At 66.4% G+C, this 26,333-nt stretch carries 21 protein-coding genes; 6 read left to right on the top strand and 15 right to left on the bottom strand.

The window, feature by feature from the left end; genetic code table 11:
• Positions 1-28: 28 nt before the first annotated feature.
• The gene (locus N0B28_RS05965) at positions 29-4,606 is read left to right on the top strand and encodes an NEL-type E3 ubiquitin ligase domain-containing protein (protein ID WP_275730877.1); all 4,578 of its coding nucleotides are present in this window, start codon (positions 29-31) and stop codon (positions 4,604-4,606) included.
• A gap of 48 nt (positions 4,607-4,654) precedes the next feature.
• On the opposite strand, the gene N0B28_RS05960 is transcribed toward N0B28_RS05965, so the two are convergent.
• The 15 genes from N0B28_RS05960 to N0B28_RS05890 all read right to left on the bottom strand — a co-directional run bounded on the left by N0B28_RS05960 (position 4,655) and on the right by N0B28_RS05890 (position 20,700).
• Positions 4,655-4,984, bottom strand: coding sequence for a hypothetical protein (locus N0B28_RS05960; RefSeq protein WP_043863218.1), 330 nt, complete (start codon positions 4,982-4,984; stop codon positions 4,655-4,657).
• On the bottom strand, positions 4,981-5,898 hold the full coding sequence (locus tag N0B28_RS05955; RefSeq protein WP_275730875.1) for an alpha/beta hydrolase: 918 nt from the start codon (positions 5,896-5,898) through the stop codon (positions 4,981-4,983). Before N0B28_RS05955 ends, N0B28_RS05960 begins: the two co-directional genes overlap by 4 nt.
• Positions 5,870-7,147: a flavohemoglobin expression-modulating QEGLA motif protein gene (locus N0B28_RS05950; RefSeq protein ID WP_088514554.1), complete on the bottom strand. Its 1,278-nt coding sequence runs from the start codon at positions 7,145-7,147 to the stop codon at positions 5,870-5,872. Before N0B28_RS05950 ends, N0B28_RS05955 begins: the two co-directional genes overlap by 29 nt.
• Before the next feature lie 24 nt (positions 7,148-7,171).
• Complete coding sequence (locus N0B28_RS05945; protein ID WP_275730872.1) at positions 7,172-7,717, bottom strand: hypothetical protein; 546 nt, start codon at positions 7,715-7,717, stop codon at positions 7,172-7,174.
• 27 nt (positions 7,718-7,744) lie between these two features.
• Positions 7,745-8,449: a TetR family transcriptional regulator gene (locus tag N0B28_RS05940; RefSeq protein ID WP_275730870.1), complete on the bottom strand. Its 705-nt coding sequence runs from the start codon at positions 8,447-8,449 to the stop codon at positions 7,745-7,747.
• A 100-nt stretch (positions 8,450-8,549) separates the two neighbouring features.
• Positions 8,550-10,052, bottom strand: coding sequence for a lysine--tRNA ligase (gene lysS / locus N0B28_RS05935; protein WP_043863213.1), 1,503 nt, complete (start codon positions 10,050-10,052; stop codon positions 8,550-8,552).
• 71 nt (positions 10,053-10,123) lie between these two features.
• Positions 10,124-11,219, bottom strand: a protein-coding gene (gene prfB / locus N0B28_RS05930) for a peptide chain release factor 2 (RefSeq protein WP_100633065.1) whose coding sequence is annotated in 2 segments (ribosomal slippage) — positions 10,124-11,146 and positions 11,148-11,219 — 1,095 coding nt in all. Because the reading frame shifts where the segments join, the coding sequence is not laid out codon by codon here.
• A 177-nt stretch (positions 11,220-11,396) separates the two neighbouring features.
• Positions 11,397-12,401, bottom strand: a complete 1,005-nt coding sequence (locus N0B28_RS05925) for a PleD family two-component system response regulator (protein WP_043863211.1) — start codon at positions 12,399-12,401, stop codon at positions 11,397-11,399.
• Between the two features lie 48 nt (positions 12,402-12,449).
• Positions 12,450-13,463 carry a chemotaxis response regulator protein-glutamate methylesterase gene (locus N0B28_RS05920; RefSeq protein WP_043863210.1) on the bottom strand — a complete coding sequence of 338 codons (1,014 nt, stop codon included), beginning with the start codon at positions 13,461-13,463 and terminating at the stop codon, positions 12,450-12,452.
• On the bottom strand, positions 13,460-15,775 hold the full coding sequence (locus tag N0B28_RS05915) for a hybrid sensor histidine kinase/response regulator (protein WP_213607011.1): 2,316 nt from the start codon (positions 15,773-15,775) through the stop codon (positions 13,460-13,462). Before N0B28_RS05915 ends, N0B28_RS05920 begins: the two co-directional genes overlap by 4 nt.
• The gene (locus N0B28_RS05910) at positions 15,772-16,440 is read right to left on the bottom strand and encodes a chemotaxis protein CheW (protein WP_043863208.1); all 669 of its coding nucleotides are present in this window, start codon (positions 16,438-16,440) and stop codon (positions 15,772-15,774) included. The genes N0B28_RS05915 and N0B28_RS05910 overlap by 4 nt, the downstream gene beginning before the upstream one ends.
• Positions 16,437-17,702 (bottom strand): CheR family methyltransferase, encoded by a 1,266-nt coding sequence (locus N0B28_RS05905; protein ID WP_275730864.1) that lies wholly within the window; start codon positions 17,700-17,702, stop codon positions 16,437-16,439. Before N0B28_RS05905 ends, N0B28_RS05910 begins: the two co-directional genes overlap by 4 nt.
• Complete coding sequence (locus N0B28_RS05900) at positions 17,699-18,214, bottom strand: chemotaxis protein CheW (RefSeq protein ID WP_275730861.1); 516 nt, start codon at positions 18,212-18,214, stop codon at positions 17,699-17,701. Before N0B28_RS05900 ends, N0B28_RS05905 begins: the two co-directional genes overlap by 4 nt.
• 7 nt (positions 18,215-18,221) lie before the next feature.
• Positions 18,222-19,844, bottom strand: coding sequence for a methyl-accepting chemotaxis protein (locus tag N0B28_RS05895; protein ID WP_043863205.1), 1,623 nt, complete (start codon positions 19,842-19,844; stop codon positions 18,222-18,224).
• Between the two features lie 136 nt (positions 19,845-19,980).
• On the bottom strand, positions 19,981-20,700 hold the full coding sequence (locus tag N0B28_RS05890) for a tellurite resistance TerB family protein (RefSeq protein WP_054915019.1): 720 nt from the start codon (positions 20,698-20,700) through the stop codon (positions 19,981-19,983).
• 175 nt (positions 20,701-20,875) lie between these two features.
• On the opposite strand from N0B28_RS05890, the gene ydcS reads away from it, so the two are divergent.
• The 5 genes from ydcS (at position 20,876) to N0B28_RS05865 (ending at position 26,332) form a co-directional block, all read left to right on the top strand.
• Complete coding sequence (gene ydcS / locus N0B28_RS05885) at positions 20,876-22,027, top strand: putative ABC transporter substrate-binding protein YdcS (RefSeq protein WP_058541467.1); 1,152 nt, start codon at positions 20,876-20,878, stop codon at positions 22,025-22,027.
• Between the two features lie 109 nt (positions 22,028-22,136).
• Complete coding sequence (locus N0B28_RS05880; protein WP_275730856.1) at positions 22,137-23,177, top strand: ABC transporter ATP-binding protein; 1,041 nt, start codon at positions 22,137-22,139, stop codon at positions 23,175-23,177.
• A gap of 1 nt (position 23,178) precedes the next feature.
• Complete coding sequence (locus N0B28_RS05875; protein ID WP_043863201.1) at positions 23,179-24,084, top strand: ABC transporter permease; 906 nt, start codon at positions 23,179-23,181, stop codon at positions 24,082-24,084.
• Positions 24,074-24,883: an ABC transporter permease gene (locus N0B28_RS05870; protein ID WP_043863200.1), complete on the top strand. Its 810-nt coding sequence runs from the start codon at positions 24,074-24,076 to the stop codon at positions 24,881-24,883. Before N0B28_RS05875 ends, N0B28_RS05870 begins: the two co-directional genes overlap by 11 nt.
• Before the next feature lie 24 nt (positions 24,884-24,907).
• Complete coding sequence (locus N0B28_RS05865; RefSeq protein ID WP_275730849.1) at positions 24,908-26,332, top strand: gamma-aminobutyraldehyde dehydrogenase; 1,425 nt, start codon at positions 24,908-24,910, stop codon at positions 26,330-26,332.
• Position 26,333: the final 1 nt, after the last annotated feature.

Genomic DNA, 26,333 nt, shown 5'->3' with positions numbered 1-26,333 from the left:
CATTCCCCCTCCACAAGGACTGTGCACCATGCCCACTTCCAACACCGACGCGCAGGTGCGTCAATTCGATACCCTGTTCTCGCCGCTTGAAACCCAGGAGCAACCGGCCTGGCTGCAGCAGGCCAGCCCCGAGCAACGACGCCAGCTGCACCAGTACCAGGTACTGGGCCGACTGGCCCGACGGCGGGCAACGCAGGCATTCGCGAAGGTTCAGAGCCTGTACACCTACAACCTTCTGGACCTGTCTGCGAAGGACTTCGCCACCGTCACCGCACAGGTGTTCCATCGCGTGCAGCAGCGCAGGAGCCTGGACGAGGTCTACCTGACCTACCTGCAGGCCATGCTCCAGCGCCGTACGCTGCTTGACGCCAAGCAGGATGCCTACCTGGCGACCCTGCGCGAGGAATACAGCATCGCGCACATCCGGGGCCACCTGGGCAGGCAAGGCAGGCAGCTGCTCGAGTGGATCATCGGCGCCTATCCGGACGGTTCGGTGGAGTTCCCGCAACAGGGCCCGTACTTCGGCCCGGATGTAACGGTGTGCACATCGCTCAGGCTGTTCGACGACCTGCTGGTGCCCGGCATCCTTCTGCTCGGCCCGCCGGTGGACGATGCCCCGTGCGTCGCGTACATGCCGGGCCACCCGCAGCACCCGCTGAAGCAGTACCCCTCGCGCACGCACTTCTTTTCCAACCTGCGTGGCGCGCTGGCGAGCACCGCCTTCCAGCAGTACTTTCTGCGCTTCATCCCCCTGCGTCACCAGCAGCGGGTGGTGAGCAGCTGGCAGGCCAGCGACGCGATGCTGGACCTGCCGATGGACACCAGCGCCCTGGACCAGGGGCTGCGCTGGTTCGTGCAGAAGCACATGATCGAGCGCCTGCTCGACGATGCGCGCCTGCTGATCCCGACCACACCGCAGCAGGCCGACAGCCTGAACACCCTGTGCACCCCGTTCGCCAGCGCTCTCGAAGCGCATCTGCTGATCGGCGCCGGCGCGGGCCTGTGCTGCACCGAGGAAGACGAAGGCCAGGCACCTTCGCAGTGGGTCACACCGCTGCGTGTGATCAAGCCGGCACCCGCCGACTATCGGCGCTGGCTACCCGACCTGAGCAGTTACCGCCTTGACGCCGCCAGCTCCCCGACCGGGCAACCCGATACCATGGGGCTCTACACCCAGGGCGTGCACAAGGCGATCATGATCAACCAGGCGTTCTACCGGGTGGAGCAGGCCCCCGAGGGCCACTGGCAGATACGCCACCCCACCGACAAGGATGCCTACTGCCCGCCTCTGTACCACAACGGTGCCGGAGCCTGGCACCATCGCCACGAGCAGCCCCAGCGCTGGGAACGCCTGTCGCTGCTGCGTCGCATGGGGCCGCTCGCGGCCGGCTTCGACGATGCGCGCCTGCTGGAGCTGGGTCGCGTCAGCGGGGCTGACAATTCAAGCCTGCGCCAGATGTACCTGCGCGACCGACCCGCGCCCGCGCTGCTGGTGCATGTGCTGCAGCGGGCACGCATTCAGGACCAGGTAGCGCGCAGCATGGCCCTGATCGCCCAGGGGCTGGCGGTACCCGAAATCGATGATGTGCCCCAGCTGCAGGCCTTCTACCGGGCCGTGGCCGTCTATCTGGGCAAGGAACCGGCATCGAGGCGGACCCGTCGCAGCGGCGATTCGACCCCTCCCCCCGGCGACACCGCCACTCCCTGCACCACTGGCTGCAACCCGCCGCCGGCCGACCTGTACGATGCCTGGTCACCTCGGCTCAATCGGGCGATCGCCTTGCACCGCTTCGAACTGGCACAACTGGATACCGATCATGCGGTGCTGGAGCTCCAGCAACGCTATCCGAACCTGCCACTGAGTGTCGCGCAACGACTGCTGGACGAAAACCGCCAGCGCATCTATGCCCCGCTGCAGGCGACCCCGCCGCTGCCCCTGCCTCTGGACGTGGCCGAGCAGGCGCGTGCCCTCGACCATGACGCGCGCCTGAGCAATGCCCTGGAGGGCTTTACCCAGCCGGCCTCGATCAACCAGGACACCTTCATCCTGGCCGTGCGCCTGCTCGAACACCTGGACCACTGGCCGGCCGGTACCGCGCTGCTGCTGCGCAGCGGCGCACGGTTCGGCACCCCGCTTGCAGCGCTGGGCCAGACCGATGTCGATACCACCTCGGTGTACCTGGATGAAGACGAGGGCTGGCACGCAATCAGCGCGACCCAGGTGCTGCTGGCCCAGGACACCAGCGAGTTCGGGTTCTACCGCGCATTGCTGCATGCACTGGGCGAGTCGCGCAGTGCGCGGCTGGGCTTCGGACTCAACGAGCCGCAGCGCCTGCACCAGCGCCTGATGGAGATGGCGCTGGCGCGCCCTACCCGCGCCCGCCTGCTGCTGGGCCTGCCGGTGCAAAGAAGCTGGTTGACCACCACCGCCAATGCCCCGGCCCAACGCAGTCCCAGCCGTGGCGAGCAGAACATGTTCAATCGCGAACCACTGCATACCCGCCTCGAACGCCTGATCAGCCACCATCGGCTGCCCATTGCGCGCCGCTACGTCAATGCCTACATCGCCCACCTGCTCAGCCAGAACCAGCCCATCGGCGCGCACGTGACGCAGCTGGAACAGGAGCGCCTGCAACTCGATGGCAGCCTGGACCGGTGGGTCGAGCAAAGTGCCGATGCCACTGCCCGCGCCGAGCGCACAGAGGTGGCGCAGCAGCTGGTGCGGGCCTGGGAATGCCGCATTCTGCGCCGGCGGGACGAGGTTCGCATCGACAGCCAGCAGGCGTTGCCACCGTTGTCGGTGACGTTGCCGGCAGTGGTGGCGCTGAGGGTCCTGGATACACCGCGCATCGACAGCCTGGCAGCCTTCGTGCAGCGCTTTCCGAACCTGCACAGGCTGGAACTGGTCAACCTGCCCCTGACCGAGCTGCCGCAAGGTCTGGAGAACCTGCACCGGCTCAGCCACCTGAACCTGTCGCGTACCCGGCTGACACCGACCCGCCTGGCCGAACTGGGCACCCTGAGCGGCTTGCAGACCCTGATCCTGAACGACATCGACGTGCCCGACTTCAGCTGGACGGCCCAGCACATGACCCGTCTGCTGACCCGCGACTCGCTGCGCATTCTGACCCTGCAGGGCTCGAGCGCGCGCTTCGAACAGGGCGTTTTCGCCGCACTGCAGCAGGCAACGCACCTGCACACCCTGAACCTGGCGCAGAACCTCATCAGCTTGAGCGAACAGGACATCATCGATCTGGGTGGCCTGCAGCGCCTGGTCAGCCTCGACCTGTCCGCCAACCCGCTTTCACGCATGCCGGACGTGACCCGCCTGCAGGCCCTGGAAGAGCTCGACCTGTCGTACCTGGCCTCGCCCATCGACCAGTGGCCCACGGGCCTTGAGCGACTGCCCCGGGTGCACAGCGCCGACCTGCGCGGGCTGGCCATTGCCAGCGTGCCCGAAGGGGCCGGCCTTGTACGCGGCCTGCGCATGGCATACGAGTACCTGCCCGAATCACAGCGCCAGCGGTTCGAGGACGACATGATCGCCACGGGCAACACGCTGCAGGACTCCGATGCATCCAGCGCCAGCTCCGACTCGCAGGGCTCCACCGACGTCGAACCGGCCTCGGTGCGCCACGCCACGGCACTGCGCGACGCACCGCGCCTGTTCGAAGGCATGTCCGCTGACGATCAGGCACGGGCCCGGCAATTGCTCGAAGACAACGGCTCGGCGGTGATCGAGTTCTTCGCCTTGCTGCTGCGCCAGGACCGTCTGCACGCCTTGCCGCCAAGGCACACGGCAATGCGCACGCGAATCCAGGCATTGATCCGGGGTGCTTTCGGCCAGGACCTGCGCAGAACCCTGTATGAGGTGGCACTCGAGGCGGTGAGTTGCATCGACCGCGATGCGGTGGTGTTCTCGCAACTGGAAAACCTGCTGCACGCCGACCTGGCGCTGGCCAGCGTGGGCGATGCTGCAGCCGAGGGCGAACTGATCGACATGGCGATCAGCCATTGGCGCGCACTGCGCCTGCGCGAGCATGTCAGCGCCAACCTGCCGGGCTGGCGCCGCCTGGGGCACCAGATCGACTACAGCGAAATCGAACTGCATTTCAGGATCGCGTTGACCACGCGCCTGGGGCTGCGCGACCAGCCGGCCACCCAGGCCTTCACCGGCTACACCCGCTGGGTTACCCCGGCCATGCTCGATGAAGCCTGCGAGGCCGTGTTGCGCTCCCAGATGAGCCAGTTGCCCGACTACCTCTATGGGCAGGCCTACTGGCAGCGCTACCTGGATTTTGCCGCGTCACCGCAACTGGAGCAGGTCAACCGCTGGCGGGATCGAATCAGCGAATACCTGGACGCCGTCAGCAACGAAGAACTGCCGCCGCCCTTGAGCGAGGATGAACAGGCGCGCCTGCGCGACATCCTGCACCTGAGTGGTCGGCTGGGCCTGCACGAAGCGCTGCCGGACATGCTGTCGCTCAACAGCAGCGAATACCGCGCGGCCTACCAGGCCTTGATGAAACGGGTCGAACAGGCCCGCATGGAACTGACCAGGACCATTCTGCGCGAGCCGCGCCCGGGCCCTTCGTCACGTAGCTGACGCGTGCCCGGTACGCCGCAGGTATTCACGCGGCGTACCGGGAACCGCTTACTGCTGGACCTGCTGGGGCGTCTCCTGCCCCATGCAGCGCACCGCCTGCTTGCGGTTGTCCACCAGCACGCCGGTCAGGCCCTTCTGTTCGGTGTCGAACAGCACCAGCACGCCATCGATGCACTGCGCCACCTGCGCCGCCGGCTTGAGCGAGATCTTGTAGTCCTCCCCCGGCACCGTCTTGAGCATGGTGTAGTCGGCCAGCAACAGTGCATCCTGGGGCTTGGCGAAATGCAGGTAGCCGTAGTACCAGAGCACGCCCACCGTACCGATGATGCTGCAGATACCGGTAATGATCAGCGGGATGGCGTTGCGTTCTTCACTCATTGCGACTTCTCGTCAGGGTAATTGGGGACTTCGGCCAAGCGCCGCAGCCCGTTGAAATGCTCGGGGTCATCCAGAAAGCGCAGCATCACCTGGCGCCAGGTCTTGTCGGCGAAGGTCTGCACATGCCCGCCACGGGTCAGTTGCAGAACCCGCGGTGGCGGCGCGGCGCGGTACAGCGCCAGGCCGTTGGCCAACGGCACGATCGGGTCGTCGATGCTGTGGAAGAACAGCTTGGGCGGCGAGCTCAACTGGTCGATCGACCCGATGGCGCTGTCGCCATCGGGTACCAGCCACGACAACGGCACCTGGAATGGCCAGGTCAGCCAGGAAGTGCTCAGGGCAAACTGGCCCACCTTGCGGTAGCTGGCCGGCACCCCGTCGAACACCAGGGCCTTGAAGCGCTGGCGCTGCTCGGGATGCTGCGCCAGGTAGTGAATGCCCATCGCCCCGCCCAGGCTCTGCCCCAGCAGCACCAGCGGCTTGCCCTGCACTTCGGGAGCCTGCTGCAGCCAGTCCAGCGCCGCGGCGATGTCCTGGTACACCGCCGGCAGGGTCGGTTCGCCCTGGGACACCCCGTACCCCCGGTAGTCCACCAGCAGCACCTGGTAGCCCTGCTCGGGCAGCCACCAGCTGGCGCCCAGATGCCAGGCCAGGTTGCCGCCATTGCCATGCAGGTGCAGTACCGTGCCCTTGACCGGCACCCCGGCCTTGGCCGGCAACCACCAGCCGTGCAGGCGCGTGCCGTCCTCGGTGGTCAGGCTCACGTCGCGGTAGGCCAGCCCGGCCTTCTCGGGCGTGAACGGCAGGCCACGCTCGGGGTAGAACAACAGCGAACTGCAGCCGGCCAGGCTCAGCAGCGCGGCCAGCAGCCCGGCCCGCCAGTGCTCAGAGAATGTTCGAATAATCGGCTTCAATCCGGTCCAGGCTCAGGTGGTTGAGGAAGTTGGAAAAACACATCCAGGCCGACAGCGCGTTCAGGTCGCGGAACTGCTCGGGCAGGTACTTGGGTGGCTCCACCAGGCCTTCATCGACCAGTTGGCGCAGGGTGCGCATGTCTTCCAGGGTGGTCTTGCCGCAGAACAGCAACGGAATCTGCTCCAGCTTGCCCTTGCGCACGGCCAACTGAATGTAGTTGTAAACCATGATGAAGCCCTTGAGGTAGGACAAGTCCTTGGTGAATGGCAGGCCATTGGGCACCGAGCCGCGGAACACGCGGCTGGCATTGCCATAGCTTTCGGCCATTTCAAACCCCTGGGCACGGAAGAACTCGTACACCTGCATGAAGTCCGCCCCCTGCTCGACCATGTGGATGGCGCGGGTGCGGTTGGTGAGCTTGCGCAGGCGGCTGGGGTAGGAGGCAAAGGCGATCACTTCCATCAGGATCGCCAGGCCTTCCTGGGTCACCGTCGACGAGGGCGGGCCCTTGGCCAGGAAGGTGCAGATCGGCTGGTTGAGGCCGTTGAGCGTGGTGCCCACGTGCACCAGCCCTTCATGCACCTCCAGCGCGCGCACGTCGCGGCTGTTGAACATCGCGTCGCTGCGGATCTTGATATAGTCGGCGCCCGCCGCCGCGTCGGCGACGATACCGTCGGACTCGAACACGCGGATGGTTTCCTCGGCCTCGCCGAACACCTTGTTCAGGCGGCCCTGGAGCAGCTCCACGGCCTGCTTGGCGGTGAGGTCCTTGGGTTCGTCCTTGAGGTCGCCGCGCCCGTCGATGTTGTTCAGGTAGTCCGAGAGCATCAGGCCCAGGTCGGCCAGGGTCGGGTCGCCGGCATGGAAGGCGTCGGAGGCGGCGCCGTAAAGCTCCTGGGAAATCAGGCCGAAGTCTTCGGTGCCGCGCGCCTCGAGCATGCGCACCACCATGCGGTATTCCTTGCACATGCGCCGCATGATCTGCCCGACCGGGTTGAACTGGCCGAGCTGGCGGGTGATGTCGCGCTCGATGTTCTGGAACTCGAGCTTCACCGCGCTGGAGTCGAACGACAAGGGCCTGCCCTGATAGTAGGCGCGGTCCACGGCCGGCATTTCCCGGCCCTTGGCCTTGAGGAAACCCTGGCGAATGCTGTCGTCCCATTTCACCGCATCGAGTACGCGAATGGGGGTTTGCGCCAGGACAATGCGATCAGACAGGGTGCGTATCGTCTGCTGGTACTCGTCCACCCGAAACTCCTTGTGTTGGCCAGCCTACTTGCCGGCCCGCTGAAAACGTGCGACTTCGATGAACAGGTCGGAGTTGGCCGGGTCGTCCAGGTAGGCCAGCACCCGCGCCGCCGGGCTGTCGATGAGCACGCCCTGGCCGTTTTCCTCCGGTACCTCGATGGCGCGACCGCTCAGTTCCTTGTTCTTCAGGGCCTGGTTGATCTGCTCGAGATCCAGGTTGTAGATCACCAGTTGCTTGTTGTCGATCACCTCGAACCCGCCGATCAGGAAGTTGCCCCCCAGACGCTTGGGCACGCCGGCCGAGAGGTACCAGCGGTTGCCATGGCGGGCCACGGTGAAGGCGTAGGTTTCAGGCTTCTTGCCCTTGGCGGTGGCCACCGCCTTGTAGGCGTTGTCGCCCCTGCGGCTGATCTGCAACGTCAGCGGCTCGCCCCAGGCGTCCTTGCTGGTCCATTTGCCGAGCAGGGCCTTGGGCGCCGGCTGGTTGGTCGGGATCGGCTCGTTGAACGTCACCAGGCAACCACTCAACAGCACAAACGACAGGGCCAACAGCACACGCCAGGCTTTCATCCGATACTCCTTGAATTAGGTAGAGCCTCAGGCCGATGCCAGCACCAGATGCAGGTATCGGGTAAGGATAGCGAGCATCTGCGCTTCGGCCTGGGGTTGTGCAGCATCGAGCAGGCCCTGATATTCCATCTGCTCGATGATGGCCGTCAACACTATGGCATCTTGCTGTGGCTGGCGCGAACCCACCACCTGCAACAGCTGGCAGGTGCCGCGCAGCAGGATCTGCGCATGCAGGCGCACCAGTTCGGCCAGCCGCGGGCACAGCAGCGCTTCCTGGCGAAACGCCTGCTCGGCCATCAGGAAGTCGCGGCGGTTGTGCAACTGGCGCTGCACGTACTCGGCGCCCATCTTCGCCACTTCGTCGGCCAGCTGCGCGCGGGCGCCGGGGCTGCCGTCGCCCTTGGCAATCAGCTGGCGCAACAGCACCTCGGTGTTTTCCCACAGCTTGGCCATGTAGGCCGCGCTGCGTTCGACATACTGGGCGAAGGTGCCGGTGAGCAGGTCTTCGATGTCCTTGAAATAATAGGTGGTGGCCGACAGCGGCACACCGGCCTCGGCGGCCACCGCACGGTGGCGCACGCCGCGCACGCCATCACGCACGATGATGCGCATGGCCGCGTCGAGGATCTGCTGACGGCGCTGCTCGCTGCCCTGGCGGCTGGCCTTGCGCCCCTGGTACTGAACACTTTCGGCTACCGCTGTGGCCACACCAGCAGCACCTTGTTGAGCCATTGCAGTCGTCACTGGGGTCTACCTCGTTGAATGCTGACTGATCGATCAGCTTGTCGCAGACATGAAAAAGCCGCCCCTAGAGGCGGCTTGTTCAAGACACTCAGGCCTGCGGGCGCATGTGCGGGAACAGGATCACGTCGCGGATCGACGGCGAGTTGGTCAGCAGCATCACCAGGCGGTCGATACCGATGCCCTCACCGGCAGTGGGCGGCATGCCGTACTCCAGGGCGCGCACGAAGTCGGCATCGTAGTGCATGGCCTCGTCGTCGCCGGCGTCCTTGTCGGCCACCTGGGCCATGAAGCGCTCGGCCTGGTCCTCGGCATCGTTGAGCTCGGAGTAGGCGTTGGCGATCTCGCGGCCGCCGATGAACAGTTCGAAGCGGTCGGTGACGTTCGGGTTCTGGTCATTGCGACGGGCCAGCGGCGACACTTCGAACGGGTACTGGGTGATGAAGTGCGGCTGCTCCAGCTTGTGCTCGACCAGCTCTTCGAAAATCATCACCTGCAGCTTGCCCAGGCCTTCGAAGCCCAGCACCTTGGCGCCGGCCTGCTTGGCGATGGCGCGGGCCTTGTCGATGTCGTTGAGGTCGTCGGCGGTCAGCTCGGGGTTGTACTTGAGGATCGAGTCGAACACCGACAGGCGCACGAACGGCTCGCCGAAGTGGAACACCTTGTCGCCGTACGGCACGTCGGTGCTGCCCAGCACCAGCTGCGCCAGCTCGCGGAACAGCTCTTCGGTGAGGTCCATGTTGTCTTCGTAGTCGGCGTAGGCCTGGTAGAACTCGAGCATGGTGAACTCGGGGTTGTGCCGGGTCGAGACGCCTTCGTTACGGAAGTTGCGGTTGATCTCGAAGACCTTCTCGAAACCACCGACCACCAGACGCTTGAGGTACAGCTCCGGCGCGATGCGCAGGAACATCGGCATGTCCAGCGCGTTGTGGTGGGTTTCGAACGGCTTGGCCGCAGCGCCACCGGGGATGGTCTGCAGCATCGGCGTTTCCACTTCCAGGAAGTCGCGCTGGATGAGGAAGTTGCGAATATGGTTGATGACCTGCGAGCGCACACGGAAGGTGTGGCGAGTTTCCTCGTTGACCATCAGGTCGACGTAGCGCTGGCGATAGCGCTGCTCGGTGTCGGTCAGGCCGTGGTGCTTGTCCGGCAGCGGGCGCAGCGACTTGGTCAGCAGGCGCACGTTGGTCATCTCGACGTACAGGTCGCCCTTGCCCGAACGGGCCAGGGTGCCTTCGGCGCTGATGATGTCGCCCAGGTCCCAGGTCTTGACCGCTGCCAGGGTTTCCTCGGGCAGGGTCTTGCGGTTGACGTAGACCTGGATGCGCCCGGTCATGTCCTGGATCACCATGAACGAGCCACGGTTGAGCATGATGCGACCGGCAACCTTGACCGGGATCGCTGCAGCTTCCAGCTCTTCCTTGGTCTTGTCGACATACTGTTTCTGCAGGTCGTTGCAGTAGCTGTCACGGCGGAAGTCGTTGGGGAAGGCGTTGCCCTTGGCGCGCTCTGCGGCAAGCTTTTCCTTGCGCAGGGCAATCAGGGTGTTTTCTTCCTGTTGCAGGTCTTGCGGGTCGAGTTTGAGGTCGCTCATGTGGTCACATTTTCCATCAGGGGTTCATTGCCCCCGCCCGCAGGCGAGGGTCTTGTAGCGGGTCGCGAAACTTACAGCCCCTGCTTGAGGCTGGCTTCCAGGTACTCGTCGATATCGCCGTCGAGCACCTTGTCGCAGTCGCTGCGTTCGACGTTGGTGCGCAGATCCTTGATCCGCGAGGCGTCGAGCACGTACGAACGGATCTGGTGACCCCAGCCGATGTCCGACTTGCTGTCTTCCAGGGCCTGCGACGCAGCGTTGCGCTTCTGCATCTCCAGCTCGTACAACTTGGCCCGCAGCATCTTCATGGCGGTGTCCTTGTTGGCGTGCTGGGAACGTTCGTTCTGGCAGCTGACCACGGTGTTGGTCGGCACGTGGGTGATACGCACCGCCGAGTCGGTGGTGTTCACGTGCTGGCCGCCGGCACCCGAGGAGCGGTAGGTGTCGATACGCAGGTCGGACGGGTTGATCTCGATTTCGACCTTGTCGTCGATCTCGGGGGACACGAACACCGCCGAGAACGAAGTATGGCGGCGTGCGCCGGAGTCGAACGGGCTCTTGCGCACCAGACGGTGCACACCGATCTCGGTGCGCAGCCAGCCAAAGGCGTACTCGCCCTTGATGTGCACGGTGGCGCCCTTGATGCCGGCCACGTCGCCTTCGGACAGTTCCATGATGGTGGCGTCGAAACCACGCTTGGACGCCCAGCGCAGGTACATGCGCAGCAGGATGTTGGCCCAGTCCTGGGCCTCGGTGCCGCCGGAACCGGCCTGGATGTCCAGGTAGGCGTTGTTCATGTCCATCTCGCCGCTGAACATGCGACGGAATTCGAGCTGGGCCAGGGAGTCTTCCAGGCCCTGGAGCACTTCGACGACGTCATTGACGGCGCCTTCGTCGTTCTCCTCGACAGCCATGTCGAGCAGCTCGCGGGCGTCGACCAGGCCGCCGGACAGTTCGTCCAGGGTGTCGACGATCTGCGCCAGCATGGCGCGTTCGCGGCCCAGTTCCTGGGCGTACTCGGGCTTGTTCCAGACGTTCGGGTCTTCGAGCTCGCGGTTGACTTCGATCAGGCGGTCATGCTTGTGATCGTAGTCAAAGATACCCCCGAATGGATTCGGAGCGCTCGGTCAGGTCCTTGATGGTGTTCAGGATCGGTTGGATTTCCATGGGCGGGCAGCTCTCGTGCGTATTCTGTGAAAAGCCGGAGAGTATAAACGAGTCTGCAGGTGCGCGGCAGCCCGTCGGGCGGCCTTTGGAGAAGCCGGCGCCTGATCGCGGATCAGCCGCCCCCACAAGGGCAGCACGATGCCCGTGGGAGCGGGCTTGACCCGCGATGGCGGTCTGTCAGGCCACCCCGACCTGGTTGCGCCCGCCATTCTTGGCCTGGTACAGGCCCTTGTCCGCCGCCGAGATCAACTGTCGGCAATGGCTGCCGACTGCCGGCGTGTGGGTGGCCAGGCCGATGCTGATGGTCAGCACGCTGCCCGCCTGCGGCATGTTGTGCGCGATGGCCAGGCCCACCACGGTCTGGCGCAGCTTCTCGGCCACCAGCCGCGCCCCGCCCGGCGAAGTGTTGGGCAGCACCAGGGCGAATTCCTCGCCACCGTAGCGTGCCGGCAGGTCGCTGGGGCGGCTGCACGAGGCACGAATCGCCTCGGCCACCTGGCGCAGCGCCTCGTCCCCGGCCAGGTGGCCGAACGAGTCGTTGAAGGCCTTGAAATAGTCGACGTCGATCATCAGCAACGACAGCTGCGACTGGTCACGCATGGCCCGGCGCCATTCCAGTTCCAGGTACTCGTCGAAATGCCGGCGGTTGGACAGCCCCGTCAGGCCGTCGGAGTTCATCAGCCGCTGCAGCACCAGGTTGGTGTCCAGCAACTGCTGCTGGCTGACCCGCAGCGCCCGGTAGGCTTCGTCACGCTGCAGCAGGGTGAGGTAGGAGCGCGAGTGGTACAGGATGCGCGCGACCAGCTCGATGTTGTCGGGCAGCTTGACCAGGTAGTCGTTGGCCCCGGCGGCGAACGCGGCGCTCTTGACCAGCGCGTCTTCCTTGGACGACAGCACGATGATCGGGATGTCCTGGGTGGCCGGGTTGCTGCGGTACTCGCGCACCAGGCTCAGGCCATCGAGGCCGGGCATGACCAGGTCCTGCAGGATCACCGTGGGCTTGATACGGATCGCCTGCGCGACGGCCTGATGCGGGTCGGCGCAGAAGTGGAAGTCGATGTTGGCCTCGTTGGCCAGGCCGCGACGCACGGCTTCGCCGATCATCGCCTGGTCGTCGACCAGCAGCACCATCGCCGAGTTTTCATTGGTGGTCGGGAACCCCACGAGCGGTAGATCATTCATGCGCGCCCTGCTCCCTGGCGAACGACCGGTTTGGTTCATTACACATCGTCATTTCGAAAAAATCTCCATCAGGCGCGGCGCAATGCGCTCCAGCGCACGTATCTCGACGGCGGCATCGATGGCCGCAGCCGCCTTGGGCATGCCGTAGACCGCACTGCTCTGCTGGTCCTGGGCGATGGTCAGAAAGCCCTGCTCGCGCATCAGCTTGAGCCCCTGTGCGCCATCGCGGCCCATGCCGGTCAGCAGTACGCCCACCGCATCGCCCTGCCAGAAGCGCGCCACGCTCTCGAAGAACACATCGATCGAAGGGCGGTAGATCGCGTTGACCGGTTCGGCGGTGTAGGCCAGGGTGCCGTCCTTCAACAGACGGATATGGTGGTTGGTGCCGGCCAGCAGCACCTGCCCGGGCTGGGGTGCTTCGCCCTCGCGGGCCAGGCGTACCGGCAGGCCGGAGGCGCTGCTCAGCCACTCGGCCATGCCGGCGGCGAACACCTGGTCGACGTGCTGAACCAGCACGATGGCCGCGTTGAAATCCTGCTCCAGGCTCTTGAGCAGCACCTCAAGCGCCGCCGGGCCACCGGCCGAGGAACCGATCGCCACCAGGCGCTGGCGTTGTGCGCCCTGGCGCTGCGGGGCTGCCACTGCCCGCACGCGGTTGCTGCCATGCTGGCCGATCAGCCAGCTGATATTGAGGATCTTGCGCAACAGCGGCGCGGCCGCCTCACGCGGGTTGCCGGCGCCTACCGCCGGGGTGTCGACCACGTCCAGGGCGCCGTGGCCCATGGCCTCGAACACGCGGTGCACGTTCTGCTGGCGGTCGACCGTGACGATGACGATGGCGCAAGGGGTCCGGGCCATGATCTGGCGCGTGGCCTCCACACCGTCCATGACCGGCATGATCAGGTCCATCAGGATCAGGTCGGGGGTGTGCTCGGCGCAGCGCTGCACCGCCTCGGCGCCATTGCCGGCCACCCAGATCACCTCGTGCTGCGGCTCGAACGCCAATGCCCGGCGCAGGGCTTCCACGGCCAGGGGCATGTCGTTGACGATGGCGATCTTCATCCCTGGGCTCCCCCGATAAGCTCCACCACGGCTTCCAGCAAGGCATCATCATGAAAACTGGCCTTGGCCAAATAGTAGTCGGCCCCGGCGTCCAGTCCACGACGACGATCTTCCTCGCGGTCCTTGTACGACACCACCATCACCGGCAACGACTGCAACCGGCTGTCGCGGCGCAGCAGGGTGACCAGTTCGATGCCGTCCATGCGCGGCATGTCGATGTCGGTGATCAGCAGGTCGAAATCCTCGCTGCGCAAGGCGTTCCAGCCGTCCATGCCGTCCACCGCGACGGCCACTTCGTAACCGCGGTTGGTCAGCAGCTTGCGCTGCAACTCGCGCACGGTCAACGAGTCATCCACCACCAGCACGCGCTTGCGCGTCGCTTCGCGGGCGGCGCGCTGGCCGCGCTCGATACGTTCCAGGCGGCCGGTGCTGAGCAGCTTCTCGACCGAGCGCAGCAGGTCCTCGACGTCCACGATCAGCACCACCGAACCGTCATCGAGCAGGGCCCCGGCCGAGATGTCCTGCACCTTGCCCAGCCGCGCGTCCAGCGGCATCACCACCAGCACGCGCTCGCCGATCAGACGCTCGACGGCCACGCCATACAGGGTGTCGCGCTCACGGATGACCACCACCTTGATGGCCTGTTCCGCCGCCTGGCTGGGCGGCCGGTTGAGCAACTGGGAGGCGGCCACCAGGCCGATGTGCCGGCCTTCATGCCAGAAATGCTGGCGCCCCTCGATCTGCACGATGGCCTCGGCGGGCAGGTCCAGGGTGCGTTCGATATGCGCCAGCGGGAAGGCGTAGGCCTCGCCCCCAACCTCGACCACCAGGCTGCGCACCACCGACAGGGTCAGCGGCACCTCCAGGTGAAAGCGGCTGCCCTGCCCGCTGTGCTGGCTGAGGTCGATGAAGCCGCGCAACTGGCGCACGCTGTGCTGCACCGCATCGAGCCCCACGCCGCGCCCGGAAACCTCGGTGACCTTGTCGCGCAGGCTGAACCCCGGCAGGAACAGGAACGTCAGCAGTTCGGCTTCGCTCATCTGCGCCACGGTGTCGGCCGGCGACAACTGGCGCTCGACGATGCTGTGGCGCAGGCGCTGCAGGTCGACGCCGCCACCGTCATCGCTCAGTTCCAGCACCAGCAGGCCGGCCTGGTGCGAGGCGCGCAGGCGGATCAGGCCCTCGGCCGGCTTGCCTGCCAGCAGGCGTTGCTCGGGCAGTTCGATACCGTGGTCCACGGCGTTGCGCAGAAGGTGGGTGAGCGGCGCCTCGAGTTTTTCCAGCACGTCACGGTCGACCTGGGTCTTTTCGCCCTCGATCTCCAGGCGCACCTGCTTGCCCAGCGACCGCCCCAGGTCGCGAACCATGCGGCTCTGCCCGTTGAGCACGTCGGCGAACGGGCGCATGCGGCAGGCCAGCGCGGTGTCGTACAGCAGTTGCGCGCGCTGGCTGGCCTGCCAGCCGAACTCGTCCAGGTCGGCGGCCTGCTGCTGCAGCATCTCGCGGGTTTCGCCGAGCAGGCGCTGGGCCTGCGCCAGCGCTTCCTGCACCTCCGGTCGCTGGCCGCCGGTGTCCAGCTCGGCCTTGAGCGTATCGAGGGCGCGAATGCTCTGGCCGTGCATGCGCTTGAGGCGCTGCAGGGTGGCCAGGTAGGGCTTCAGGCGCTGGGTTTCGACCAGCGACTTGCTGGACAGGTCGAGCAGGCTGTTCAGGCGCTCGGCCGTGACCCGCAGCACCCGCTCGCCGCCTTCGCTGCGCTTGCCCGGCGCAAGGGCCACGGGCTCGGCAGACGCCTCCGGTTGCGCGAGCGCCTCAGGCTCGGGCGCCGGGGGCACCAGCTGCGGCGCAGCCGGTGCGGGTTCAGGATTCTGCGTCGGCTCGGGCGCGTCGCCGATTGCCGGCCCCGTCGCCATCAGCGCACTGGCCGGATCGAGCAGCACGGCCATCTGCACCACGAAGGCCTGGACCGCCGCCTCGGTGGCCGCACCGCCCAGGGTGGCGATGCGCATCAGCAGGTCGGTGCCCTGCAGCAGCGCATCGATGTGCTCGGGGCGCAGGCGCAGGCGGCCTTCCTGGGCCTCGACCAGGCAGTCTTCCATCACGTGGGCGACGCTGACCCCGGCGTCGATCCCCACGATGCGCGCCGCGCCCTTGAGCGAGTGGGCGGCGCGCATGCAGGCCTCGAGCTGGTCACTCTGGGTAGGGTTGCGTTCCAGGGCCAGCAGGCCGGCGCTGAGCACCTGGGTCTGCGCCTCGGCCTCCAGGCTGAACAGCTCGAGCAGCGAAGCGTCGCGCATTTGCTCTGGGGTCATGACAGGCTCCGGTTCACGGCAGACAACAGCTGTTCTTCATCCAGCACCCGCACGCTGCGACCGCGCCATTGCAATACCGCTTCGGTGAAGCGTGCATCGGTGGCGGTGTCGCTGGCCGGCTGCCCGGGGTCGAGGGCATGGATACCGTCCACTTCGTCCACCGGCAGCACCACGGCGCCGCCGCTGGCACCCAGGATCAGCATGCGTGGCATGACCCGCGCCGACACCGCTACCGGGCTGCCAGGCTCGAGCCCCAGCAGGTCGCCCAGCGACAGGCACGGCACCAGCGCACCGCGCACATTGGCCACCCCCTGCAGCACCCGCGAGCGCTGGTGCGGCAAGGAGTGCACCGGCTGCAGCGGCGCCACCTCGACCAGGCAGCGGGTCGCCAGGGCCAGCCATTCCTCGCCCAGGCGAAACAGCAACAGCGAGCGCCCGACACTCACCGGTGCCTGCACATGCGTCTGCGCATGGGCGTCCTGGGCCAGCGCATAGCGGTCCAGCAGGCGCGTGGCCGCTGCCGCGTACACCTGGCAGTTGCGACAGTGAATATGCTCGGCCAGCAACGGGCAGCTCTTGTCGCCGTGCACACCGATACGGTTCCAGCAATCGTCGATGGCCTCGACCGTGGCGGCCATCACGCCCAGCTCTGCCTGGCCGCTCATCGTTCAGGCTCCCGCTCGCTGCGCTCTCGGCGCGCCGCACGCTCCTGCAGGCGCCGGGCGCCCACCTCATCGCCCTGGGACGCCAGCAGCGCCGCCAGGTGCGCCAGGGCCTCGGGGTGCTGGGGTTGCAGGTACAGCACCTTGCGGTAGTGGCTCACGGCCTGGGCCGCATCGCCGGCGGTATCGCTGAGCAGGCCCAGCCAGTAATACACCTGCGCATCCGGTGCATGCTGCTGCAGGTAGCGTTCGCAGGCCGCGCGTGCCTCGTCGCTGCGGCCCTCGTTGGCCAGCGTGGCGATCTGCGCCAGCAGCTGTTCGGCGCCAGGCTTGCCGGCGGCTGGGGGCGCAACCCGGGCAGGCTGCGGTGCCGGGGCTGGCGCACGGCGCGCCAACGGCGCAGGCGCCCGCCGTGGACTGGGTGCAGGCATCGGGGGCGGCGGCGAAAGCACTGGGGGCGGCTCCTGCGGGATATGCCGTACATAGGCGAACGACTGCGCGATACCCAGCGGGCGCATGCCCATGCGTGCCAGCAGGCTGCCTTCGGCCGGGCCGATGAACAGTACGCCGTCTTCATGGGTGAGGCTTTTCAGTACGTCGAACACCCGTTGCTGGGTGGGTACATCGAAATAGATCAGCAGGTTGCGGCAGAAGACGAAGTCGTAGCTGCCCCTGCGGGTGCGCAGCGCCGGGTCGAGCACGTTGCCCACCTGCAGCTCGACCTGCTGGCGAACCCGCTCGTCGAGGCGATGGCCCTGCTCCACCTCGCTGAAGTGGCGCTGGCGGAAGGCGATGTCACTGCCGCGAAAGGAGTTGCGGCCATACACCGCCTGTTCGGCGCGGGCGATCGAGTTGGGGCTGATATCGATGCCGTCGACGCGAAACCCGGGGCCGGCGATACCGGCATCGAGCAGGGCCATGGCAATCGAATAGGGCTCTTCACCGGTCGAACACGGCAGGCTGAGCACCCGCAGCGGCCGGGTGCCATTGAGCTCGGCCAGGCGCCTGAGGGCAAGCCCGGCCAACGCGCTGAACGACTCGGGATAACGGAAGAACCAGGTTTCAGGCACGATCACCGCTTCGATCAGCGCCTGCTGCTCCGGGGTCGACTGCTGCAGGCGCACCCAGTAGTCGTCCAGGTCGCGGGCCTGCAGGGCAGCACAGCGCTGGCGCAGGGCCCGCTCGACCATCGGCGCGCCAACCGAGGCGACATCCAGGCCGATACGCTCCTGCAAAAACCGAAAGAACCGATGCTCGTCGCTCATGGCTGCACCTCCACAGGCGGGTACAGCAAGGCGCGGGCCTGGTCGGTCAGCAGGTCCTGGACGCTGATGCGTTGCATCAGGCCCTGGGCATCTTCGCGCACCGGCCCCAGGTAGGGGGCCTGGTGGTTGTCGACGCCATAGGGGCGAAACTCGTCGGGGTGGCAACGCAGGGTGTCGCTGGCCTGCTGCAGGATCAGGCCCAGCAACTGCGGCTCGGCCTGCGCCTGGCCCCGGTAGTTCACCAGCACCAGCCGGGTGCTGGTACGCAGCGGCGCCGGGGTGCCGAACCCCAGGTCGCCCACGTCGATCACCGGTACCAGCGCACCGCGATGCGCCAGCACCCCCGCCACCCAGCGCGGGGTGTGGGCGATGGGCTTGAGTGGCAGGCGCGGCAGCACCTCCACTACCTCATGGGTGTCCAGGGCAAAGCGCTGCTCGCCGATACGAAATACCAGGAACAGGCGCCCTGGCGTAGGCACCGAAGTGTCGCGGCGTGACTGAAGGTCGCTCATCGGGGCTTCAGACTTTGAACCGCGACACACCACCACGAAGGCCGACCGCTACCTGGCTCAGCTCGTCGATGGCGAAACTGGCCTGGCGCAGCGACTCCACGGTCTGGCTGCTGGCATCGCCCAGCTGCGCCAGTGCATGGTTGATCTGCTCGGCACCGGTGGCCTGGGCCTGCATGCCTTCGTTGACCATCAGCACCCGTGGCGCCAGCGCCTGCACCTGGTGGATGATCTGGGTCAGTTGCTCGCCCACCTGCTGCACCTCGGCCATGCCGCGACGCACTTCCTCGGAAAACTTGTCCATGCCCATCACCCCGGCCGACACCGCCGACTGGATCTCGCGCACCATCTGTTCGATATCGTAGGTGGCCACGGCGGTCTGGTCGGCCAGGCGGCGCACCTCAGTGGCCACCACGGCAAAGCCGCGGCCATATTCGCCGGCCTTCTCGGCCTCGATGGCGGCGTTGAGCGACAGCAGGTTGGTCTGGTCGGCGACCTTGACGATGGTGACCACCACCTGGTTGATGTTGCCGGCCTTCTCGTTGAGGATCGCCAGCTTGTTGTTGACCAGGTCGGCCGCGCCCATCACCTGGTGCATGGTCTCTTCCATGCGCGCCAGGCCCTGCTGGCCGGAGCCGGCCAGTACCGAGGCCTGGTCGGCGGCGCTGGTGACCTCGGTCATGGTGCGCACCAGGTCCCGGGAGGTGGCGGCGATTTCCCGCGAGGTGGCACCGATTTCGGTGGTGGTGGCGGCCGTTTCGGTGGCGGTGGCCTGCTGCTGCTTGGAGGTGGCGGCAATCTCGGTCACCGAGGTGGTGACCTGCACCGACGAGCGCTGGGCCTGGGACACCAGCGTGGTCAGCTCGCTCATCATTTCGTTGAAGCCGGTTTCCACCGCGCCGAATTCATCCTTGCGGTCCAGGCTCAGGCGCACGCTGAGGTCACCGCCGCGCAGCTTGTCCAGCGCCCGCACGATCAGTTGCATGGGGCCGGTGATGGCGCGCATCAGCATCAGGCCGCAGATGCCGGCTGCAATGATCGCCAGCACCAGCGAGATCATCATGCTGACCTTGGCCGTGGTCACCGCGCTGACGATGGCACCGGTGGCCTGCTCGGCCGACACCCTGTTGCCTTCGATCACCGTGTTCAGGTGCTTGCGGCCCTCGTTCCAGGCCGGGGTCATGCTGTCCTGCAGCAGGCGCTGGGCCTCGGCGTAGTTCTTCTGCCGGTAGGCCTCCAGCACGCTGTCGAGCAGCTTCAGGTAGCCCTGCTCCAGGCGCACGAACTCCTCGTAGCTGGACTGGTCTTCGGAGGACTGGATGGTCTTCTGGTAATCGGCCATGTTCTGCTTGAGGCGATCCTCGAAGCTCTTGTACAGCTCGGCGTCGGCATTGGTCAGCTCGCGGTGGTTGCTCAGGCCGAGCAACTGCTGGGTGTTGACGTAGCTGTCGACCCAGGCGCTGCGGATCATCGAGCTGTAGTACACGCCAGGGATGCTGTCCGAACGCACCGCCTCCTCACTGGACTCGATCGCCACCAGGCGCGAGTAGGCAGCGACCACCATCAACAGCATGATGGCAATGATCATGGCGAAGCTCGCCAGGATGCGTTGGCGCAATGTCCAGTTCTTCACAGTCAGCCCTCAAGGATTCTACGCGAGCAGAAAAATGCGCAGATTATAGCCCACGCACCTTATCTGCACGCGCTCTGGATCAAGACGGCTCGGGCAAAATGGCCTGCGCGATGGCCATATGCCCGCATTTGCTGACTCAGGCCTGGCGAACCTGTTTTTCCAGCTCGGCCTTGAGGGCCGGGTCGAGCTTGAGCTGCTTGGCCAGCTCGTCGAGGTAGGCGCGCTCCATGAAGTGTTCCTCGTCCACCAGCATGACGCTGGCGATGTACATCTCGGCCGCCATTTCCGGCGTTGTGGCGGCGCGGGCGACGTCGGCCGGGTCCAGCGGTCGGTTGAGTTCGGCATGCAGCCACTGTTGCAGCTCGTGGTCGTTGTCGAGCTTGACGAACTCGCCTTCGATCAGCGCCTTCTCGCGCTCGTCGACATGCCCGTCGGCCTTGGCCGCAGCCACCAGCGCCTTGAGGATGGCCTGGCTGTGCAATTCGACCTGGGCGGCAGGCAGGCGATCGAGGGTCTGCGGTTCGCGCTGCGGCGCACTGCCCTGCTGGGCCTGCCAGTTGCCGTAGGCCTTGTAGGCCAGCACACCGAGGGCGGCCAGGCCACCATAGGTGAGCGCCTTGCCCCCCAGGCTGCGCGCCTTCTTGTTGCCCAGCAGCAGGCCCATCGCGCCCGCCGCCAGCGCACCACCGCCGGCACCGGAGAGCAGCCCGCCCAGGCCACCGCCACCGGCGCCGCCGAGCAACCCACCCAGCCCGCCACTGCCCCCTGGCTTGGCGCTGGCACCTTTGCCGGCCTGGTTCTGCAGCAGCTCCTGGCCGGACTTTAGCAACTGGTCGAGCAAACCTCGGGTGTTCATCTGAACGTCCTCAACAAGGAAATGAAACGCCAGAGTAAAGCCTGACCTGCGTCGTCACGCTGCGCATTTGCTTCTGGATGTTGCATTCGCGGGAACGCACTACGCTAGTAGGGAATGCACCGCTGCAGCACCGTCATCACTGCCCCTGCACAATTCCAATAAAAGAGGGAACATCATGCTTGTGCACACCACCGCATTGCTTGGCGCCCTGGGCGCCGGGATCCTCGCCAGCGCCAGCCTGCAGGCCGCCGAGCCGCTCAAGGCCGTGGGTGCCGGCGAAGGGCAACTGGACATCGTGGCCTGGCCCGGCTACATCGAGCGCGGCGAGAGCGACAAGGCCTACGACTGGGTCAGCGGTTTCGAGCAGGACACCGGCTGCAAGGTGAGCGTCAAGACTGCCGCCACCTCCGACGAGATGGTCAGCCTGATGACCAAGGGCGGCTACGACCTGGTGACCGCGTCGGGCGATGCCTCGCTGCGCCTGATTGCCGGCAAGCGTGTGCAGGCGATCAACACCGACCTGATCCCCAACTGGAAGCACCTCGACCCGCGCCTGAAGGACGGCCCCTGGTACGTGGTCGACGCCAAGGTCTACGGCACGCCGTACCAGTGGGGGCCGAACGTGCTGCTGTACAACACCGAGGTGTTCAAGCAGGCGCCCACCAGCTGGGGCGTGGTGTTCGAGCCGCAGGACCTGCCGGACGGCAAGCCGAACAAGGGCCGTGTGCAGGCCTATGACGGGCCGATCTACATCGCCGATGCGGCGCTGTACCTGAAGACGGCCAAGCCGGAACTGGGCATCGACAACCCCTACGAGCTCAACGAAACCCAGTACAAGGCGGTGCTCGACCTGTTGCGCCAGCAACGCCCCCTGATTCACCGCTACTGGCATGACGCAACCGTGCAGATGAGCGACGTCAAGAACGAAGGCGTGGCGGCTTCAAGCTCCTGGGGCTACATGGTCAACGGGCTCAAGGCCGACAAGCAGCCGGTGGCCTCGACCATCCCCAGGGAAGGCGCCACCGGGTGGGCCGATACCACCATGCTGCACGCCGAGGCCAAGCACCCCAATTGCGCCTACAAATGGATGGACTGGTCGCTGCAGCCCAAGGTGCAGGGCGACGTGGCGGCGTGGTTCGGCTCGTTGCCGGTGGTGCCGGCGGCGTGTTCGGGCAGCGAACTGCTGGGGGCCGACGGGTGCAAGACCAACGGTTTCGACCTGTTCGACAAGATCGCGTTCTGGCGCACGCCGCAGGCGCAAGGGGGCAAGTTCGTGCCCTATAGCCGCTGGACCCAGGACTACATCGCGATCATGGGCGGCCGTTAGGGCCTCTTCGCCGTCAAGGCCGGCCCCTGCAGGCGACTCGCACACCTGCAGGGCCGGCCTTGACGGCAAAGCGAGCGCACCGTCCTCGCAGAACCGTGGAGTACCTCGCATGCCCCCAGCCGTACAGTTCACCCAAGTGTCCCGCCTGTTCGGCGAGGTCAAGGCCGTCGACCGGGTCTGCATCGACATCGAAGACGGCGAGTTCTTCTCCATGCTCGGCCCTTCGGGCTCGGGCAAGACCACCTGCCTGCGCCTGATCGCCGGGTTCGAACAACCCAGCCACGGCTCGATTCGCATCCACGGCGTGGAAGCCGCCGGCCTGCCGCCCTACCAGCGCGACGTCAACACGGTCTTCCAGGACTACGCGCTGTTCCCGCACATGAACGTGCGCGACAACGTGGCCTACGGGCTCAAGGTCAAGGGCGTGGCCAAGGCCCAGCGCCATGCCCGCGCCGAAGAGGCCCTGGGCATGGTGGCCCTGGCCGGCTACGGCGAGCGCAAGCCGGTGCAGTTGTCCGGCGGGCAGCGCCAGCGCGTGGCCCTGGCCCGCGCGCTGGTCAATCGTCCCCGGGTACTGCTGCTGGACGAGCCCCTCGGCGCGCTGGACCTCAAGCTGCGCGAGCAGATGCAGGGCGAGCTGAAGAAGCTCCAGCGCCAGCTGGGCATCACCTTCATTTTCGTCACCCACGACCAGACCGAGGCGCTGTCGATGTCCGACCGCGTGGCGGTGTTCAACCGCGGGCGCATCGAACAGGTCGACACGCCGCGCAACCTCTACATGCAACCGGCCACCCCCTTCGTTGCCGAGTTCGTCGGCACCTCCAACGTGCTGCGCGGCGAGCTGGCCCAACACCTGGTGGCCAGCCCGCAGCCGTTCTCGATCCGCCCGGAACACATTCGCCTGAGCGCGTCGGCCATCCCGGGCGACGTCCTCCAGCTCAGCGGCGTGCTGCACGATATCCAGTACCAGGGCAGCACCACCCGCTACGAACTGCAGCTGGACAACGGCCAGTTGCTGGCGGTGAGCCAGGCCAACAGCCAGTGGTATGCCGACGCCGCCCCCTGGCACCCCGGCCAGCGCCTGCACGCCCACTGGCCGCGCGAGGCCATGACCGCGCTGCGCGAAACCGTGCTCGACGAGGGCCGCTGAGATGATGCGGCGCCTGGCCACCCTGCTCTACCGTCGCCCCAACCTGTACCTGGCGATGCTGTTGATACCGCCGCTGATCTGGTTCGGCGCGATCTACCTGGGCTCGCTGCTGGCGCTGCTGTGGCAAGGTTTCTACACCTTCGACGACTTCACCATGGCGGTGACGCCCGAGCTGACCCTGGCCAACTTTGCCGCGCTGCTGCAGCCATCCAACTTCGACATCATCCTGCGTACCCTGGGCATGGCGGTGGCGGTGTCGATCGCCAGCGCGGTGCTGGCGTTTCCCATCGCCTACTACATGGCCCGCTACACCCGCGGCAGCACCAAGGCGTTCTTCTACATCGCGGTGATGATGCCGATGTGGGCCAGCTACATCGTCAAGGCCTATGCCTGGACCCTGCTGCTGGCCAAGGGCGGGGTGGCACAGTGGTTCGTCCAGCAGCTGAGCCTGGAGCCACTGCTGCAATGGCTGCTCGGCATTCCCGGGGTGGGCGGCAGCACCCTGTCGACCTCGCACCTGGGGCGCTTTATGGTGTTCGTGTACATCTGGCTGCCGTTCATGATCCTGCCGATCCAGGCCGCGCTGGAGCGCCTGCCGCCCTCGCTGCTGCACGCCTCGGCCGACCTTGGCGCACGCCCGCGCCAGACGTTCGTGCAGGTGACCCTGCCGCTGGCGGTGCCGGGCATCGCCGCCGGCTCCATCTTCACCTTCTCGCTGACCCTGGGCGATTTCATCGTGCCGCAGCTGGTGGGCCCGCCCGGCTACTTCATCGGCAGCATGGTGTACGCCCAGCAAGGCGCCATCGGCAACATGCCGATGGCCGCCGCCTTCACCCTGGTGCCGATCATGCTGATCGCCGTGTACCTGACCCTCGTCAAACGCCTGGGAGCCTTCGATGCACTCTGACAACGCCTCGCCGGGGCTGCGCCTGGCCGCCTGGGGCGGGCTGCTGTTCCTGCACTTTCCGATCCTGATCATCGTGCTGTACGCCTTCAATACCGAAGACGCGGCCTTCAGCTTTCCGCCCCGGGGCCTGACCCTCAAGTGGTTCGGCGTGGCGTTTTCGCGCCCCGACGTGCTCGAGTCGATCAAGCTGTCGCTGCAGGTGGCGTGCCTGGCCACGCTGATCGCCCTGGTGCTTGGCACCCTGGCCGCCGCGGCCCTGTACCGGCGCAGCTTCTTCGGCAAGGAGAGCCTGTCGCTGATGCTGATCCTGCCCATCGCCCTGCCCGGCATCATCACCGGCATAGCCCTGCTGTCGGCGTTCAAGACCCTGGGCATCGAGCCCGGGATCTTCACCATCGTGGTGGGCCACGCCACCTTCTGCGTGGTGATCGTCTACAACAACGTCATCGCGCGTCTGCGGCGCACCTCGCAGAACCAGATCGAGGCGTCGATGGACCTGGGCGCCGACGGCTGGCAGACCTTTCGCTACATCGTGCTGCCCAATCTGGGGTCGGCGCTGCTGGCGGGCGGCATGCTGGCGTTCGCGCTGTCGTTCGACGAGATCATCGTGACCACCTTCACCGCCGGCCACGAACGCACCCTGCCGATCTGGCTGCTCAACCAGCTCAGCCGCCCGCGCGACGTGCCGGTGACCAACGTGGTGGCCATGCTGGTGATGCTGGTGACCATGCTGCCGATTCTGGGCGCCTACTACCTGACCCGTGGCGCCGAGAACGTGACCGGCAGCGACGGCAAATGACCTGAACCAGGAGGATCGAACACCATGCAAACCCGACTGCTGATCAACGGCCAGCTCGTCGCCGGCGAAGGCCCGGCCCACAGCGTGCTCAACCCCGCGCTGGGCAGCGTGCTGGTGGACATCAACGAGGCCAGCGAAGCCCAGGTGGATGCGGCGGTGTGCGCCGCCGACCATGCCTTCGACGGCTGGTCGCAGACCGCACCGAAAGACCGCGCCGCACTGCTGCTCAAGCTGGCCGACCTGATAGACGCCCATGCCGGGGAGCTGGCCAGGCTGGAATCGGACAACTGCGGCAAGCCCTACCCGGCCGCGCTGAACGACGAACTGCCGGCAATCGCCGACGTGTTCCGCTTCTTTGCCGGGGCCAGCCGCTGTCTGGGCGGCTCGGCGTCGGGCGAGTACCTGGCGGGGCACACTTCGATGGTGCGCCGCGACCCGCTGGGTGTGGTGGCGTCCATCGCGCCGTGGAACTACCCGCTGATGATGCTGGCATGGAAGATCGCCCCGGCCCTGGCCGCCGGCAACACCGTGGTGCTCAAGCCTTCGGAACAGACCCCGCTGACCGCCCTGCGCCTGGGCGAACTGGCGGCCGAGCTGTTTCCGGCCGGGGTGCTCAACATCCTGTTCGGCAAGGGCCAGAGCGTAGGTATGCCCCTGGTCACCCACCCCAAGGTGCGCATGGTGTCGTTGACCGGCTCGATCGCCACCGGCAGCCAGATCATCACCGGCACCGCCGACAGCGTGAAACGCCTGCACATGGAACTGGGCGGCAAGGCCCCGGTGATCATCTTCGACGATGCCGACATCGACGCTGCAGTGGAAGGCATTCGCACCTTCGGCTTCTACAATGCCGGGCAGGACTGCACCGCGGCCTGCCGGATCTATGCCCAGGCCGGCATCTACGACACCTTCGTGAACAAGCTCGGCGAGGCGGTGGCCAGCCTCCGGCACGGGTTGCAGGACGACCCGGACACCGAACTCGGGCCGCTGATCAGTGCCGCACACCGCGACCGGGTGGCAGCGCTGGTGGAGCGCGCCGTGGCCCAGCCGCATATTCGCCTGGTCACCGGCGGCAAGGCGGTGACGGGCGACGGGTTCTTCTTCGAGCCGACGGTGCTGGCCGACGCCCAGCAGGATGACGAGATCGTGCGCCGCGAGGTATTCGGGCCGGTGGTGTCGGTGACCCGCTTCGAAGACGAAGCGCAGGCGCTGGCCTGGGCCAACGATTCGGACTACGGCCTGGCCTCGTCACTGTGGACCGCCGATGTCGGCCGCGCCCACCGGGTGTCCGCCCGGTTGCAGTACGGCTGCACCTGGGTCAACACGCACTTCATGCTGGTCAGCGAAATGCCCCACGGCGGGCAGAAGCTGTCGGGCTACGGCAAGGACATGTCGATGTATGGGCTGGAGGACTACACCTGCGTGCGGCATGTGATGTTCAGGCATTGAG

Origin of the sequence: Pseudomonas sp. SD17-1, assembly GCF_029201585.1 — a bacterium.
In the GTDB taxonomy this organism is placed as follows: Bacteria; Pseudomonadota; Gammaproteobacteria; order Pseudomonadales; family Pseudomonadaceae; genus Aquipseudomonas; species Aquipseudomonas palmensis.
Note: the sequence above shows the minus strand (reverse complement) of the source record. Positions and strands in the feature narration are given on the sequence as shown.